Source organism: Croceicoccus mobilis (genome assembly GCF_001661965.1).
Classification (GTDB): domain Bacteria; phylum Pseudomonadota; class Alphaproteobacteria; order Sphingomonadales; family Sphingomonadaceae; genus Croceicoccus; species Croceicoccus mobilis.
The window spans coordinates 1-14,308 of sequence record NZ_LYWZ01000017.1 but is presented as its reverse complement, the minus strand read 5'-3'; the positions used below and the strand labels follow the sequence as shown (position 1 = coordinate 14,308).

The following is a 14,308-nucleotide window of genomic DNA, read 5'->3' as shown; positions in this document are numbered from 1 at the left end:
CCGATCTTGCGGATAGTGGTGCAGGGCCATGGCGGTCACGCCTTGGTGCTGATGGGCGGTCGGATGAAGACTTCGTGCAGGTTGATGTCGATCGGTTGTTCGAGAATGTAGTGCACGACATTGGCAACGTGCTGCGGGTCTCCGACGATGCGGCTGATCTCGGGGCTGGTCCGGTCGATCCCGAGCTTTTCGAGATTGCCCGCGATATTCCTGAGGCTCTGTTCGTTGAAACCGCGCGACAGCTTTGTCGCAAAACCGCCAAGGATCACGGTGGCGACGCGGATGTCGTCGTGCTCCAGTTCCTTGCGCAAAGTCTCTCCGATCATCTCGGCCGCCTTTTTCGAGATGCCATAGACGCCCGGCTCCTCGAACCGGCCCTGGACCGATCCGATATTGATGACATGACCGGTCTTGCCCCGCGCGCGCATCGCTTTGACCGCCGCCTGGCTCCCTTCAAGCTGCGCCATGACATTGATGTCGAGCATGGCCTGCCAGCGCTCAAAGGTGCCCTCCATGATCGGTTCGGGATACATCACGCCCGCATTGTTGATGACGGCGAAGAGATGCGGATGATCGCTACCCACTTGCGCGATCAACGCGGCCAGCGGGCCCCGCTGCGAAAGGTCGATGCTGACGGGCGTAGCAGGCGGTCCCCCGGCGTCGGCAATGGCAGAGACGGTTTCGGCCAGCCCGGTTTCCGATTGCCCCACCAGCCAGACATCGGCACCGCAGCGGCCCAGCTCGATCGCGATGGATTGGCCGATACCGCTCGACGCCCCCGTGACGACGACCGCTTTACCCTTGAAAATTTCGCTTTTCAGATCGCTCATTTCGACTCCTTCTCCGGCCCCTGCCGTCTATCCGTTCGTGCGCGGTTCGGGGCCTTTCGATGCATATGGTAACCTAGGTCACGAGATTCTCGATACGACCGATCGTCCGCCAGATCGTACAGTTCGTCCGGGCGGGTGTCGGCTGGGCCGTGGCGGGGGCCAGCAGCATCGCGCACAGCATGTCGATCAGTTTTGCCGCCAGTTGCTGATCGGCCATCGTGCCACCGGGAAAAATCGCGCCGCGATGTGCGGCCAGATCGACGCAGCACCTGCCAAAGGCGAGCTGCCGCATGCGCCATTCGGCATCGTCCATCCCCCGGCCCCGCAGGCGCAGCGCGGCATAGATCGACCGGGTCAGCGGCGCGGCATCGCCGGTCTGTCGCCAAAGTTCGCCATCGACATCATATTGCAGCAGGGCGTGAACCGTCCGGGCATAGGGCTGCAGCCGGCTGCGCAACTCGCTGAAGAGCAGGGGTCCGGCGATCGCCTCGACCAGAACCTCACTGGGGCTGCTCCCTATGTCGAGGCCGAGCGCGGCAAAGAAGCCCGCGCGGATCTTGTCCACCTGCGGACGCCGCATTTGCAGAAGCGCGACGACCAAGCCGTCACGATCGCCGAAATGATATTGCACCGCAGACCGGTTGCGATGCCCCGCCCGTTCCGAAATCTCCCGCAGCGAGGCATTGGCGATGCCATGTTCGCCAAACGCCCGCTCGGCCTCCACCAGCAGGCGCATCTTCGCCTCGGGCAACTCGGGCGGAGAGAAGGGGAGCGTCACGGAACGCTCATGCCTCGGGTTCGACGTGGCCGTTAATCGTGCGCTCGAAGCAGCCGTAACCGGGGACCGAACCGTTCAGCATCAGCCCGACCGACTGCTCGGCCAGCACCAGTGTCGGCGTATCGCCCTCGGTCGGATAGACGCCGACATATTGATCGTTGGGCGAGGTTAGCGACAGGTAGGAATCGGTCTGATACTCCGTCGTCTCGATATCGAGCGTGCCATTGGCGTAATGGAGCTTGAAGCGCACCGGATCATGGTCGCGCGCGGCATCGTCGCAGCGCCACGGCAGTTCCAGCTCGGCCTCGTAAAGCCTGTCGCCTTCATAGACGGCGGCTTCGGAGAACACGACCTTGCCGTCGCTTCGCGTCATGGCGTCGAACAGCAGGAAGCTGATCCCGTTCTCGAAATAGCCCTGATGCCATTGGTGGTTCATCAGGTCCTTGTTGTCGCGCGGGCCGAGCGAATGGTCGCGATTGGCGATGGTGTCGATGTCATACGCGTCATCGCCCACGCGGATGATGCCGGTAACACGGCCGATCTGTTCGATATGGCCTGCGGGCAGGAAATCCTGCGATCCGCCGACCTTGTGCAGGTCCCAGACATCGGCGTCGGATGCAAAGGCCAGATCGATCTTCATCGGCGTACGCGGGCCTTCGGGGACCAGCGCGGTCTTCATGCCCGCCGACGGCACGCGGCGGATGCCGCCATTGTAGCGATAAGTGAGCCTTGCCCCCGGTTCGACGATACGGATCGCGTAATGGGGGCCGCCGGGGCCATCCTTGGCCGAATTGGCATTGCCGATCGCGCGCGATGCCGCGACCGTGCCGTCGGGCAGGCGCACCACCACGGTCTCGCGGAACATGTCGAGGTCCTTCCTCCAGCGCCCGCAATGCATCCAGAAACCGACCCCGGCTTTTGGGTCCTGCCCGGCTAGCAGGAAATTTTCGCTCCAGTTGGGCGTGTCGGGGAAGGGGCCTTCCCACGGGTAATCGTTGACGGGGACGTTGGGCATGTCTGGTCTTTCGGCTAATCAGGTGATGTCGACGGCCAGCCGCGTCAGGCGCAGCTTCGCGATGTGCCAGACGCCGCTGCATTTGCGGTAGGTTTCGTGGTAATGGCCATGGCCCCTGATCTCTCGGTAGGGGCCGCCTTCGGGGGCGCGGATGATATCGGACATCGCCCAGATCCCGCGCGCGCATTTGAGACCGGTGATCTCGATCTCGGGCATGAAGCCCTGGTGGATGGAAATCGCCGGGTCCAGCGCCTTGCGCAGGAAAGCGACAGCCGCGTCGGCGCCCTGGATCGGGGGGTCGTCATAGCTGTCGGCCAGCGTGCTCGGCGCCATGCCGCCGCGCACGTCGAAGACGAGGTCGCGGGTGAACAAGCCATTGAGCTCATCCCAGCGTTTTTCGTCGATAAAGCGGAAATAGCGAGCCTTGAGGAGGCGGATCGCCTGAACGTCATTGCTCATGCCGGAGTCTCCGAATTGAGCAGCGAGTCGATAGATCCGTAATCGTCGATCGCGGTGCCCATGCGAATGAGGAATTCGGTGGTGGTGCGCTCGGGCTGCATGGCGGGCATGTCGCCGGTCGGGCACATGGTGATTGTCCAGAAGGCGAACACCGTCATCAGCTGTTCGCGAACATTGCGAAAGGCATCGTCGTAATCGATTGGCCCTGCACCGCTTGCCGCCATTTCTTCGAGATAGAGCCTGAGCAGATCCTCGAACCAGTTGCGGCGCTGATCGACGGTCAGCGCGCTGGTCAGGGCAAAGGCGAAGTCGCGCGACCAATGGCCGATGGTGGTCAGTTGCCAGTCGTGCAAACCCATCCGCCCGTCACCTGCGATGAACCAGTTCTTGAGATGGACGTCGCTGTGGATCAGCGTGTGGGGCAAATGTTCGTGCCGCGCGACCGAAGCCATCGTCGCGGGCCAGACATCGGCGCGGCGGCTGACCAGAGCTGCGGGAAGGCGCGGGGCAATACATTCGAAACCCATGTCGCAGAAATCGGGAAAATCGAGCGATCCGCGCATCATCCCGGCCCACCAGACCGGCCAGGTCTTGAAGGGCAGAGCGCTCGTTCCAAGCTCCGGGCTCTGGTAAAACTGGCTGTGCAGGCTTGCCAGTGTTGCCACCATCTGTTCGGCCTGGTCGCGGCTTATCATGTGGCGCTCATCGGGAAAGCGCACGTCGTGCGCCATGTCGTCCATCATGATCAGATAGGCGAAATTGGCCGGGTCGAACCGGGCATAGCGGGCCTGCGGAGTCGGTATCGAAAGGCTGGGCTGGACGAGGCGATAGAAATCGGCCTCTGCCCGCGCCGTATCGGAGACACCCAGCACAATGCGGTTTTCCAGCGATTCCGCAGCCTTGCAAAAGACGCTGGAGGGCAGATCGGCGTCCTGCCCCACGGCGTTATAGCCAAGCCAGATCCGCCGCCTGTTGGACGAGCCGTCATCGCGCTCGTCAAAGGAGAATTCGGTGACGCGCACATCGCCTCGATCACGGCACAAGACGTCGTTCAGCCATTCCAGCGTGATGGCACCATAGGATGGCGGCACCTGCTCGGCCTTGGTCACGGCCGCTTCATGCACCTCGGTTGCGAAAAGATCGCGGATGCGCGCGGCATCGGTCTCCATCGGCGTCTCCCAATTCGGCGGCGCCTGAACCGGCGACTCCCGCAGCTACTTTGATAGCTTGCGTACTAGTTTAAGAAGCCTGCATTAGCCAAGTCAATAGCTAGCGTACGAATCGCTTGAAACCGGCTTCCGCTTCGTCCGTCGCGCAGGATGCGGTGAACAGGCGATTGGCGTGGCGGTCCGCTTCCTCGCCCCGGCGTGGAACGGCGAAATACTCCTTAACGAAGCTGCATTGCGCATGGGGCAGACCGGCGAGCTGCGCCGCGATGTCGCGGGCGGCCGCGACCGGATCGTCGGCCAGTCGATCAACCAGCCCGCAGGCATGGGCATCGGCGCCCGACAGAATGTCGATGCCAAAGGACAGGCGGCGGGCGGCGACGATCCCTGCCCTTGTCGTGACGCCCTCCAGTCCCCAGGCCGGGAAGAGGCCGATCGGCACTTCGGGCAGGCTCCATTTCGCATCCGGGCTGCTGACCACGATGTCGCAGGCTGCCGCCAAAGTCAGGCCGCCGCCAATCGCAAACCCATGGACCGCGCACACAACCGGCCGGGGGTACGCGACGATCCTGCGCGCCAGCGTGCCGCAATCGGCCTCGAACCGGCTGCGTTCGCCCGCGGTCATGGCGGCCAGCGCTGCCAGATCGCTTCCGGCGCAAAAGCCGCGTCCGCCGCCGCTCAACACGATGGCGCCTGCCGCGACCGCTTCATCCGTGTCGAGGATCGCGAGAATTTCGGCGACCATCACGGTTGTCATCGCATTGCGACTGGCCGCGCGGTCGAGCACCACTTCAAGCACGCCGCCCGGTACTTCCCGGCGCTCGGCCCGGACATGCTGAACATCCCATTCCATCCTCGTTCCCCATGGCGGGCCCTTGCCTCCCGCCATTCGAAAGGAAGCGTACAATTGCCCTTGTCGCGAAAAAGATATGCGTGCATACTATCTCCGATAAGATAGAAAATCGAGCACAGGCTCCGGCCGGTGCGTGCAGGAGGAGAGGTGATTACCGTGGGTCGGGCTTGCAGCTGGACTTGCGGGAGGAGCCGTTCCCATCGCGCCGCCTGACCGATCAATTGCTGCGGTCCGGGACGGGCCGTTCGCGACATGGGAGTAAGAAATGGATCTTGGTCTTAAGGGTAAGAAGGTCATCATCGGCGGCGCGACGCGCGGTCTCAGCAAGGAAGCGGTCAAGCTGTTTGCGGCCGAGGGCTGCGACATCGGCATGTTTTCAAGAAATGGCGAGGCGCTGGACGAGCTGGCTTCGGGCTTTGCAGGCAAGGGCGGCAAATATGTGACGCGCGAATTCGTGCTGGACGACCGCGAAGAATACAAGGCGATGCTGGCAGGCCTTGCCGACGAGCTGGGCGGCTGCGACATCTTCATCCACTCGATCAGCTCTTCGGGCGCGAATGGCGCTCAGGACTGGGAGGAAAGCTTTCGCATCGACATGCTGGGCGCGGTCGACGCGGTCGAGGCGCTTGAGCCTTATCTGGAGAAATCCGATGCCGGCTCCATCGTGATGATGTCGAGCACCGCCGCCGTCGAGACCTTCCTCGTCCCGCAAGCATTTAACGCGATCAAGGGCGCGCTTATCACCTATGCCTCGCAATTGTCGCAGGCCCTCGCGCCCAAGGGTATTCGCGTCAACTGCGTTTCGCCCGGCCCGATCTGCTATCCCGGCGGCAATTGGGACGGGGTAAAGGCCGTGATGCCCGAGCTGGTCGAGGGCATCGAGGGGCAGATCCCGCTCGGCAACCGGATGGGTTCGCCCGAGGATGTGGCACCAGGCATCGTTTTCCTCTCCAGCCCGGCGGCGAAATATATCATCGGCGCGAACCTCGTCATCGACGGCGGTTACACCAAGCGCATCCAGTTCTGATCCTGTGACATCAGCGGGCGCCTGCTGCGGCGCCCGCCAACGACGATTTGCGGAGCATTGCAATGGCGACCAAGGCCACCGACCGCTACAGGGCGATCCGGTTCAACGACCGGCCGATCAAGGACGTGATGGCCGATCCCGAAAGCCTCCTTCTCGAACCGGGCGAAATCACTGCCGATTATGAGGGCAAGTCCGACACCCGCCTCGATGAAATCTATCCCGACATCGCCGATTACCGCATCGTCGAGACCGATCGTTTCATCGGCGATGCGGACAAGAAGCTCGAAGAGGAAAAGCTCTGGAGCAAAACCTGGCTGCTGGCCGGTTTCGCGAGCGATCTGCAGGACAAGGGCGACTGGTTCAGATTCGACATCGGCCCTCAGTCGCTGATTATCGTTCGTTCCGCCCCCGGAGAGGTTTCCGCCTTCTTCAACGTCTGCAAGCATCGCGGTAACGAGCTGGTGCAAGGCGATTTCGGCAAGGGGTTCGACTGCTTTACCTGCATCGTCCATTCGTGGCGCTTCAACCTCAAGGGCAAGAACGTCCGCGTGACCGACCGCGAGAGTTTTGCCAAAGAGGTGCTCGATCAGGATCTGGACCTCACCCCGGTGCATGTGCGCGAATGGAACGGGTTGATCTTCGTGTCGATGGCGAAAACGCCGATCCCGTTCGAGGAATTCTACGCCGGCGTGATGCCAATGATGGAAAGCTACCGCATCGACGAGATGTATGTGGTGAAAGAGCTGACCGTCGAGATTCCGGCCAATTGGAAGACGCTGATGACCGTCTTCAACGAAGCCTACCACGCACATGCGACGCACCCTCAGGCCAAGCTGATGATGGACGATCATTTCTATCAGTATGATTTCTATCCCAACGGCCATAATCGCAATCTCTTCCCGCTGGGCATGGTCAGCCAGCGCTGGCCTGACACGAAACACGTGAACGTGGCGCTCGCTTTCATGCTGGAGGAAGCGGGGCTGAAAGCGTCGCGCTATCGCGGCGATGCGACCGGCGTGCGCCGTGCGATCCAGCAGGGCAAGCGGGAGAACAAGCCGTTCGGCATCGATTATGACGGGTTTACCGACAATCAGATCACCGATGACTGGAACCCCACCCTGTTCCCCAATGTCACGCTGAACATGCACCCCGAAGGCATTCTGGTGATGCGGTTTCGCCCGCATCCGACCGACCCCGAAAAAGGGTTCTGGGACAATATCGTGCTGACCCGCCGACTGGCCGATGGCAAGCGTCCGCCTGCCTATATGGGCGTAGACGACGATGCCGATGTTACCGGCGAAACCCGACCAGAGCGAGAATTCTCGCCCTTCGACAACCCGCCAAGCAGCGAACTGCTGATCCAGGACCTCGACAATATGGTCACGCTGCACCGGGGGATGAAGAGCCGGGGGCTGAAACATATCGTGCTGAGCGAGCAGGAACGCCGCATCCAGCAGTTCCTTGCCGAACTCGACCTCTATCTGAACGACAAGAAAGCAGGCCTTGCATAACGGCCTTATGGAGTCATGCCATGAACGAGAGCAGCAGCCTGTCGGGCTTTCAGCTATTCACGCCGGAAAACCTGTCATGTCCGCACCAGGCATGGCAGATGCTGCGCGAACAGGCCCCGGTCTACCCCATAGACGTGCCGGGCGCGCGCGTGCCGGTCTATGTCGTGACCGGGCGCGAGGAAATCGAATATATCGCACGCAGCACCGACAAATTCAGCAACAACCCCGATGCCAGCATCTGGCGCTGGGGCGATGAATTCGCCCCCGAACTTGCGGAGAAGTTCGAGGCGGCGGGCCATACGATCGTGCGCACGCTGCAGGCGACCGATCCGCCCCATTCGCTCGACTATCGCAAGGTTGTGACCGATGTGATCGGGCCGGGCAGCATCCGGGGTTGGCGCAACAGGATAGAGGCGATCATCGCCGACCTGCTAGCCGATATTCCCGATGGCGTACCGGTCAATTTCGTCGAGGCATTTTCGGTCCCGCTACCGCTCAAGGTGATTTGCCTGATCCTTGGCATTCCCTATTCGGATTCGGAATTCTTCCGCTTTTATTCGGATGAATTCACCCATCTGGTCGATCCGACCCATCCGATGGAACGTGCGTTGAGCGCTACCGAAACGATCGTGAAGGGCTATGACTATCTGACAAAGCGGCTGAAGGAATATCGCGAATGCCCCGCCGACAATCTGCTCAGTGCCTTTGCAAATGCCGAATTCGACGGGCGCCCTGCCACTTTGGACGAGGCGCTTTCGATGGCGCATGTTACCGTGATCGCCGGCAATGAAACAACGCGCAATGCCCTGTCTTCGGGGATGCTGACATTGGCAAAGAACCCGGCGCTGTGGTCGCGGATCAAGGCGGATCGTTCGCTGGTCAAGGATTTCTACCTCGAAGTGCTCCGCCGCGATGCGCCCGCCACCACCACGCCGCGCACGGTGCTGGAAGATGTGGAACTGGGCGGCGTACAATTGCGTAAGGGCGACTGCGTCTTCGTCATGTGGGGATCGGGCAGCCATGCGGAAAAGCATTTCGACGACCCGCTGGAATTCGACATCGACCGCAAGAACAAGTCGGCCCATTGCACCTTTGGCATGGGCGTCCACCACTGCGCGGGCAGCGCCCTTGCGCGTGAGGAGCTGGACCAGGCCTTCAACGCGATCCTCGACCGTTATGACAGCGTGGAGCTGGCGCGGCCTGCGGATGAGGTGCAATACGATCCCGTCTTCGGCTTTCATGCGCTGAGCGACGTGCCGGTGATTTTCCGGCGCTGACCACGCCCGCTCCGGTTACTGGGCCCGCTCCGGTTACTGGGCACGATCCGGGCACGCGGGTTGATGCGGGCACGGGGGCAGATGTCATAATTGTCAATCCCGGCATCGCCGGGGGCCAGCGCCGCGCTTGCGGCTCGGGCAGCGGGCGCCAGCGTCCTCGTCCTTGAAAGATCGAGCGATGGCGACGGTTCGGGCAACGCGCTGGCACAGGTGATGGACGCGGCGGTGGAGGGGATGGACGCGGTTCACGCCACCGCCAGCTTTTTCCACCCGCGCAGCTGATCAGCGGGGTCATCGTCAATGTCCATGGCCAGCGTTTCGTGACTGAGGACAGCTATCACGGGCGCACGGCTGCGCATGTTTTCGAACAGCCCGGCGGGAAGGCTTGGCTCATCCTCGATTCGGAAGATTTCGCTTAACCCGAACTAGGCGAATTCTTTCGCTACGAACTCGTCGACGGATGGGAAAGCATCGAAGAAATGGAAGCGGGGTTGGGATTTCCGGCTTGCCAGCTGCAGCGCGCGTTAGGCGATTACGGCGGCGGGGCGCGACAGGAAATTGGGCAAATATCGCGATTGGCTGCGACCGCTGGACAAGCCGCCTTTCGCCGCCTTCGACCTGTCGCTTGGGCGGGTGCTTTATCATTATCACACGCTGGGCGGGCTGAAGGTCGATGCCGATGCGCGCGTGATCGCGAAAGATGGCACGGCGACCCCCGGCCTGTTCGCGGCGGGCAGCTGTGCGGCGACGATCATCCAGACCGCCAAGGGTTATGGCAGCGGAATGACCCTGTCGTCGGGATCGCTGTTCGGCCGCATAGCAGGATGCAACGCGGCGAACGGCTAGTCAGGCGATCAGCGCCGGATCGGCCATCGCCACGCCCAGCGCCCGCACGAAGCGGGCGGCATCCGCGCCATTGATCACGCGATGGTCATAGCTCAGCGAAAGCGGCAGCATCTTGCGCCAGATAACCGAACCGTCATCGGCGGGCGCCGGACGCATCTGCATCGCGGTCGCGCCTAAAATCGCGACATCGGGCGAATTGACGATGGGCGTGAACGCTGTCCCGCCGATATGACCCAGCGAGCTGATCGACATGGAACTGCCCATCATCTCCTGCATGGCAAGCCCCTTGGTCCGCGCCTTTTCGGCGATGGCGGACAGCTCGGTCGCGATCTGCGCCAGCCCCTTGCCCTCGCAATCGCGCAGGACCGGGACCAGCAGGCCGTTCGGGGTATCGACCGCTACGCCCACATGAGTGAATTTCTTGTATATCAGCGAATTGCCGTCCGCCGAAAGCGAGCTGTTGAACTGCGGGAATTCGCCCAGCGCGCGGGCCAGCGCCTTGACCAGCAGCACGACGGGGGTGACCTTGACGCCATTGCTTTCGTTAAAGGTGCGGCGGCGCTCCTCCGCCTCGGTCACGTCGATTTCGTCGTGATGGGTGACATGCGGGATTGCCACCCAGTTACGGCCGAGGAACGCGCCCGTCAGCTTCTGGATGCGCGACAGCGGCTTGACCTCGACTTCTCCGAACTCGCTGAAATCGATGTCCGGGAACGGGGCCAGCGCGCCGATCGTGTCGGCGACCGTCGCCATCAGGAAATTTCGCCCAGCACCGTGCCGACTGGATAGGTCTCGCCCACCTCTTTCAGGATCTTGAGCGTGCCCGAGCAGGGGGCCTCGACCTCTTGCGTCGACTTGTCGCTTTCCAGCGCGAACAGCGGCTCGCCTTCTGTCACCGCGCCGCCATCGGCCACCAGCCATTCGGCCAAAGTGCCCTCATTCATCGAAAAGCCGAGCTTGGGGAGCACCACTTCAGTCGCCATGTCGCAATTCCTCTTCAGCACCGGCCCACTGGCCAGAATCTCTCCGTTCCCCGTCACGTTTCCGCCCGTCCGGCGCATCGTGCGGCGTGCCCTCGATGGGCGTTTCCCGGATTCGATACGCTAGCTTACGGTATCCGTCAACACGCAGAAAGGCAATCGCCGCCAGCATGAAGGTGACCATGCATACTTTATTCTTGACCGCGCCAAGCCATAAGGTTAGCCAGCGTACTAGTTTGGGCGGCCGAGGCGGGTTTCCGTCATGCCGCGACGACGAAAACGAAAACCGGATCGGGAGATGACGATGAGCTTGCTGGAAGGTCGGACCGCAATCGTGACAGGGGCCGGGCGCGGGCTTGGCCGCGCGCATGCGCTGATGTTGGCGAAACATGGGGCCAATGTGATCGTGAACGATCTGGGCTCCTCCGCTTCGGGTGAGGGCGCCGACCAGACCCCTGCGCAGGAAGTTGTTTCGGAAATCGAGAAGATGGGCGGCAAGGCCGCGATCAACACATCAGACGTATCGGACTGGAGTGCGGCCAAGCAGATGGTCGAGCAGGCCATCGACACGTTCGGCGACCTGCACATACTGGTAAACAACGCGGGCATCCTGCGCGACCGCATGATGGTCAACATGTCCGAAGATGAATGGGACGTTGTGACCAAGGTGCACATGAAGGGTACGTTTGCGCCGATGCATCATGCCGCCAATTTCTGGCGGGCGCAGGAAAAGGCCGGAAAGAAGGCCGATCGCAGCGTCATCAATACAACCTCGCACAGCGCCCTCTTCGCCAATATCGGCCAGACGAACTATGCCGCGGCCAAGGCGGGCATCGCGACCATGACCATTGTCGCCGCACGCGAGCTGACGCGCTATGGCGTGCGCCTGAATGCGATCGCACCGCGCGCCCAGACCCGCATGACCGAAGGTCTGCGCGAACTGACCGAAGAGCAGGAACGCCGCCGCGCTCCCGAATGGATCGCGACTCTGGTCGCCTATCTCGCCAGCGAACAGTCCGCGCCGATCAGCGGCCGCGTGTTCGAGGCATGGGGCTTTGGCTATTCGGTGATCGAGAGCTGGCAGCACGGTCCGCAGATGGAAGCGTCGATGGACCCGACCGAGATCGACGCGGGCGTCAAGAAGATCGTCGCCGAAGCGCGCAAGAATGCGGGCATCGACCGCGGGCAGGAACTCGACCCTTGATCGGGCCGGCGCACATGATTGTGCCCGATGAATTCAATGGCAGCTGGTTCGCTGCCTATTTGGCGAACCGGTCGGGCCATACTGTCGATGTCGTGGAGTTCACGCGCTTTACCCGCGGTACATCGCGTCAGACATGGTTTGCGCGATACCGCGACGATAACGGTGAACACCAGCTCACGCTGCGTGCCGATCATCCGGCAGGGGCAGGCGATCCCACGCCGCTCGACCGCGAATATGAATGTTATCGAGCTCTGGGGAAGACGGACATTCCGCATGCCCGCGCGCTGTTCTGGGAAAGCGACCCGGCGAAAACTCCGCGCCCGTTCTATACCCGCGAACTGGTGGACGGGTCGTGGCAAGTGCCCGGCTTCGGCACCGATAGCGACGAGGCGAAGCGCATCCAGCTGGAAGCATCGCGCGAACATATGCGCGCCCTGGCCAAGGTGCATGATGCCGACTGGCGCGCGGCCGGTTTCGGAGAGCTGTTCGGCGCCCCTGCCGACGAGGCGCAAGCGGCACCGTTCTATCTGGAATTGTTGATGCGCCGTTTCGATGAATTCGGCGGCGAGCCGCAGCCGCTGATGCACGAGGCGCATGCCTTCTTGCGCGCCAACGCACCGTCTGCCGCCCGGATCAGCCTGTGCAAGGGCACCAATGGCCTTGGCGAAGAAGTGTTTCGCGACGGGCAAATTGTTGCGATGAGCGATTGGGAGGAATCGATCGTCGGCGATCCGGCCAGCGATCTGGCCATGGTGCAGGGCTTTACCGAAGCGATCGAGATCGAGGGCGAAACCGTCTGGGACCATGAGATGGCGGTCGATTACTACAACACGCAGGCCCGCGTGCCGGTATCGATGGACAATGTGCGCTATTACCAGCTGGCCCGCCTGTTCGGGCGCATGGTAATGTTTGCCTTTACCACGAATGTGGTGCGCCGCAGCCCCAATGCGACCGTACGCCAGGGCTGGACAACAACCGAACCGCAACATGTGGTGCGCCGGGTCATGGCCCATGCGCTGGGGCTGGGGCCGCCCGCCGATCCCCAATTGTTCGAGGAAATGAACGAATCAATCGATATGTTCGACGAGGGCGAGGAGGCTTGAGATCATGATCCACCCAACCTGCCTTGAGGTTCTGGCCACGGTCCAGTCCGCCTTCACGCGTGAGATCGTGCCCCGCCTTACCGATGTCGACGGGCGCAGCACGGCGGCGACCATCGAACATCTGTTGCGCCATATCGCGCTGAGGATCGAGCACGAGGGTCAGATCCTGACTACCGATATCGCGCGGCTGACGGGATTGCTGGCCAAGGCAGTCGCATGGCGTGATGCAAATGGCACCGGCGCGGCATCATTACGCGCCGTTCTGGAGGCAGAGGCGCGCGCTTCCGGCAGCTACCGCAATCTGGGTCGTGCGGCTGAGCGGAACAGGAAAGTGTCATAAGGCACTGTTTGGCTCGATACAGCGATAGATGGTGGCCGGGTGAACGTTGAAGGTCCTTGCGACGGCGCTAATGGACTTACCCTCGAGAACGAGTTGGCGAGCGAGCTCCGCCTGATCTGGGCGCATTTTCTTTGGGCGTCCGAAGCTCACACCGCGCGCCATCGCCGCCTTTCGCCCCTCCTCGGTTCGGCTCAATATGAGAGTCCGCTCGAACTGGGCGATCCCAGCGAATACGGTCATGATCATCACGCCAGACGGGGACGTGGTATCGGCCCAAGGTTCATCAAGCGATTGTAATCCTGCCTGCTTTTCCTTGATGCGTTCCGCGATGTGCAGGAGTTCGATGGTGGATCGCGCCAAACGATCGAGGCGGGCGACGACGAGAACATCGTCTTTGCGCAGGTGACCCATCAGCTTTTCAAGCTCGGGCCGGCCACGAGCGGCCCCCGATATTTTCTCTTCGAACATCATTTCACAGCCCGCCTCCGAGAGCCGACCGCGCTGGATTTCCAAGTTCTGATCCTCGGTGGAAACGCGCGCGTAGCCGAGCTTCATGCGACTGCTCCAGATATTGTGCGAAAGTTACTGCAAAACAATTTTGTTTCGCACATATGTTTTGCGAAGAAATTCGCCTTGTTTATCGGCATGGGCCGTCCCCTTCGCAAAAGTTGAAAGTTTCGCACGGTATGCCCACCCGTCACCTCACTGACGCCCAGCGTCAGGGCTTTGCCCGCTTTGATGGCGAACCGTCGGCCGATCAACTCGCGCGATATTTCCATCTGGACCAAACTGATCGCGACCTCATTGGAACTCTGCGCGGCGACCACAATCGGCTCGGCTTTGCCGTGATGCTGACGAGCGCCCGGTTTCTGGGCGCATTTCCAGTCTCGCCCGCCGAGATCCCAGCGTCGGTCCTGGC

General features: G+C 61.9%; 19 protein-coding genes. 9 read left to right on the top strand and 10 right to left on the bottom strand.

Features of this window, described 5'->3' with window-relative positions:
• Positions 1-35 precede the first annotated feature (35 nt).
• From A9D13_RS04330 to A9D13_RS04305, 6 genes are all read right to left on the bottom strand, one after another.
• A complete protein-coding gene (locus A9D13_RS04330) occupies positions 36-830 on the bottom strand; it encodes an SDR family oxidoreductase (RefSeq protein WP_066770648.1) in 795 nt (264 codons plus the stop codon).
• Between the two features lie 73 nt (positions 831-903).
• The gene (locus tag A9D13_RS04325; protein ID WP_156521922.1) at positions 904-1,608 is read right to left on the bottom strand and encodes a TetR/AcrR family transcriptional regulator; all 705 of its coding nucleotides are present in this window, start codon (positions 1,606-1,608) and stop codon (positions 904-906) included.
• A 7-nt stretch (positions 1,609-1,615) separates the two neighbouring features.
• Complete coding sequence (locus A9D13_RS04320; protein WP_066770636.1) at positions 1,616-2,623, bottom strand: hypothetical protein; 1,008 nt, start codon at positions 2,621-2,623, stop codon at positions 1,616-1,618.
• Positions 2,624-2,641: 18 nt separating this feature from the next.
• The gene (locus tag A9D13_RS04315) at positions 2,642-3,082 is read right to left on the bottom strand and encodes a nuclear transport factor 2 family protein (protein ID WP_066770634.1); all 441 of its coding nucleotides are present in this window, start codon (positions 3,080-3,082) and stop codon (positions 2,642-2,644) included.
• Positions 3,079-4,251: an aminoglycoside phosphotransferase family protein gene (locus A9D13_RS04310; RefSeq protein WP_066770631.1), complete on the bottom strand. Its 1,173-nt coding sequence runs from the start codon at positions 4,249-4,251 to the stop codon at positions 3,079-3,081. The genes A9D13_RS04315 and A9D13_RS04310 overlap by 4 nt, the downstream gene beginning before the upstream one ends.
• A 100-nt stretch (positions 4,252-4,351) precedes the next feature.
• Positions 4,352-5,101 (bottom strand): enoyl-CoA hydratase/isomerase family protein, encoded by a 750-nt coding sequence (locus tag A9D13_RS04305; protein WP_066770628.1) that lies wholly within the window; start codon positions 5,099-5,101, stop codon positions 4,352-4,354.
• Positions 5,102-5,366: 265 nt separating this feature from the next.
• On the opposite strand from A9D13_RS04305, the gene A9D13_RS04300 reads away from it, so the two are divergent.
• The 5 genes from A9D13_RS04300 to A9D13_RS04280 all read left to right on the top strand — a co-directional run bounded on the left by A9D13_RS04300 (position 5,367) and on the right by A9D13_RS04280 (position 9,762).
• Positions 5,367-6,128, top strand: coding sequence for an SDR family NAD(P)-dependent oxidoreductase (locus A9D13_RS04300; RefSeq protein ID WP_066770626.1), 762 nt, complete (start codon positions 5,367-5,369; stop codon positions 6,126-6,128).
• Positions 6,129-6,190: 62 nt separating this feature from the next.
• On the top strand, positions 6,191-7,639 hold the full coding sequence (locus A9D13_RS04295; RefSeq protein WP_066770622.1) for an aromatic ring-hydroxylating oxygenase subunit alpha: 1,449 nt from the start codon (positions 6,191-6,193) through the stop codon (positions 7,637-7,639).
• Positions 7,640-7,659: 20 nt separating this feature from the next.
• On the top strand, positions 7,660-8,916 hold the full coding sequence (locus A9D13_RS04290) for a cytochrome P450 (protein ID WP_066770618.1): 1,257 nt from the start codon (positions 7,660-7,662) through the stop codon (positions 8,914-8,916).
• Between the two features lie 90 nt (positions 8,917-9,006).
• Positions 9,007-9,198, top strand: a complete 192-nt coding sequence (locus tag A9D13_RS04285; RefSeq protein ID WP_066770616.1) for a hypothetical protein — start codon at positions 9,007-9,009, stop codon at positions 9,196-9,198.
• A 276-nt stretch (positions 9,199-9,474) separates the two neighbouring features.
• Positions 9,475-9,762 (top strand): FAD-binding protein, encoded by a 288-nt coding sequence (locus tag A9D13_RS04280; RefSeq protein WP_066770614.1) that lies wholly within the window; start codon positions 9,475-9,477, stop codon positions 9,760-9,762.
• On the opposite strand, the gene A9D13_RS04275 is transcribed toward A9D13_RS04280, so the two are convergent.
• Genes A9D13_RS04275 through A9D13_RS20430 form a run of 3 tightly spaced genes read right to left on the bottom strand, consistent with a single transcriptional unit; the run spans position 9,763 to position 10,926 of the window.
• Complete coding sequence (locus A9D13_RS04275) at positions 9,763-10,515, bottom strand: 2-oxo acid dehydrogenase subunit E2 (RefSeq protein WP_066770612.1); 753 nt, start codon at positions 10,513-10,515, stop codon at positions 9,763-9,765.
• Complete coding sequence (locus tag A9D13_RS04270) at positions 10,515-10,745, bottom strand: biotin/lipoyl-containing protein (RefSeq protein WP_066770605.1); 231 nt, start codon at positions 10,743-10,745, stop codon at positions 10,515-10,517. The genes A9D13_RS04275 and A9D13_RS04270 overlap by 1 nt, the downstream gene beginning before the upstream one ends.
• The gene (locus A9D13_RS20430) at positions 10,735-10,926 is read right to left on the bottom strand and encodes a hypothetical protein (protein WP_156521920.1); all 192 of its coding nucleotides are present in this window, start codon (positions 10,924-10,926) and stop codon (positions 10,735-10,737) included. The genes A9D13_RS04270 and A9D13_RS20430 overlap by 11 nt, the downstream gene beginning before the upstream one ends.
• Before the next feature lie 120 nt (positions 10,927-11,046).
• Between A9D13_RS20430 and A9D13_RS04265 the strand changes: the two genes are divergently transcribed.
• The 3 genes from A9D13_RS04265 to A9D13_RS04255 are packed head-to-tail and all read left to right on the top strand — an operon-like array spanning position 11,047 to position 13,389.
• Positions 11,047-11,946: an SDR family NAD(P)-dependent oxidoreductase gene (locus A9D13_RS04265; RefSeq protein WP_066770965.1), complete on the top strand. Its 900-nt coding sequence runs from the start codon at positions 11,047-11,049 to the stop codon at positions 11,944-11,946.
• The gene (locus A9D13_RS04260) at positions 11,943-13,049 is read left to right on the top strand and encodes a phosphotransferase family protein (RefSeq protein ID WP_066770602.1); all 1,107 of its coding nucleotides are present in this window, start codon (positions 11,943-11,945) and stop codon (positions 13,047-13,049) included. The genes A9D13_RS04265 and A9D13_RS04260 overlap by 4 nt, the downstream gene beginning before the upstream one ends.
• 4 nt (positions 13,050-13,053) lie before the next feature.
• On the top strand, positions 13,054-13,389 hold the full coding sequence (locus tag A9D13_RS04255; RefSeq protein WP_066770601.1) for a hypothetical protein: 336 nt from the start codon (positions 13,054-13,056) through the stop codon (positions 13,387-13,389).
• On the opposite strand, the gene A9D13_RS04250 is transcribed toward A9D13_RS04255, so the two are convergent.
• Entirely contained in the window at positions 13,384-13,944 is a 561-nt protein-coding gene (locus tag A9D13_RS04250) for a recombinase family protein (RefSeq protein WP_011950653.1), read from the bottom strand. The two genes, A9D13_RS04255 and A9D13_RS04250, sit on opposite strands and share 6 nt — an antisense overlap.
• Before the next feature lie 131 nt (positions 13,945-14,075).
• Here A9D13_RS04250 and A9D13_RS04245 point away from each other — a divergent pair.
• A partial coding sequence (locus tag A9D13_RS04245) for a DUF4158 domain-containing protein (protein WP_156521895.1) occupies positions 14,076-14,308 on the top strand: 233 nt, incomplete at its 3' end.

Excerpts from the sequence above, each read along its gene's own strand:
- A9D13_RS04330 (WP_066770648.1), bottom strand. The coding sequence starts at position 830 with ATGAGCGATCTGAAAAGCGAAATTTTCAAGGGTAAAGCGGTCGTCGTC.
- A9D13_RS04300 (WP_066770626.1), top strand. The coding sequence starts at position 5,367 with ATGGATCTTGGTCTTAAGGGTAAGAAGGTCATCATCGGCGGCGCGACG.
- A9D13_RS04270 (WP_066770605.1), bottom strand. The coding sequence starts at position 10,745 with ATGGCGACTGAAGTGGTGCTCCCCAAGCTCGGCTTTTCGATGAATGAG.
- A9D13_RS04320 (WP_066770636.1), bottom strand. The coding sequence starts at position 2,623 with ATGCCCAACGTCCCCGTCAACGATTACCCGTGGGAAGGCCCCTTCCCC.
- A9D13_RS04310 (WP_066770631.1), bottom strand. The coding sequence starts at position 4,251 with ATGGAGACCGATGCCGCGCGCATCCGCGATCTTTTCGCAACCGAGGTG.
- A9D13_RS04290 (WP_066770618.1), top strand. The coding sequence starts at position 7,660 with ATGAACGAGAGCAGCAGCCTGTCGGGCTTTCAGCTATTCACGCCGGAA.
- A9D13_RS04295 (WP_066770622.1), top strand. The coding sequence starts at position 6,191 with ATGGCGACCAAGGCCACCGACCGCTACAGGGCGATCCGGTTCAACGAC.
- A9D13_RS04305 (WP_066770628.1), bottom strand. The coding sequence starts at position 5,101 with ATGGAATGGGATGTTCAGCATGTCCGGGCCGAGCGCCGGGAAGTACCG.
- A9D13_RS04255 (WP_066770601.1), top strand. The coding sequence starts at position 13,054 with ATGATCCACCCAACCTGCCTTGAGGTTCTGGCCACGGTCCAGTCCGCC.
- A9D13_RS04265 (WP_066770965.1), top strand. The coding sequence starts at position 11,047 with ATGAGCTTGCTGGAAGGTCGGACCGCAATCGTGACAGGGGCCGGGCGC.
- A9D13_RS04275 (WP_066770612.1), bottom strand. The coding sequence starts at position 10,515 with ATGGCGACGGTCGCCGACACGATCGGCGCGCTGGCCCCGTTCCCGGAC.
- A9D13_RS20430 (WP_156521920.1), bottom strand. The coding sequence starts at position 10,926 with ATGGTCACCTTCATGCTGGCGGCGATTGCCTTTCTGCGTGTTGACGGA.
- A9D13_RS04250 (WP_011950653.1), bottom strand. The coding sequence starts at position 13,944 with ATGAAGCTCGGCTACGCGCGCGTTTCCACCGAGGATCAGAACTTGGAA.
- A9D13_RS04315 (WP_066770634.1), bottom strand. The coding sequence starts at position 3,082 with ATGAGCAATGACGTTCAGGCGATCCGCCTCCTCAAGGCTCGCTATTTC.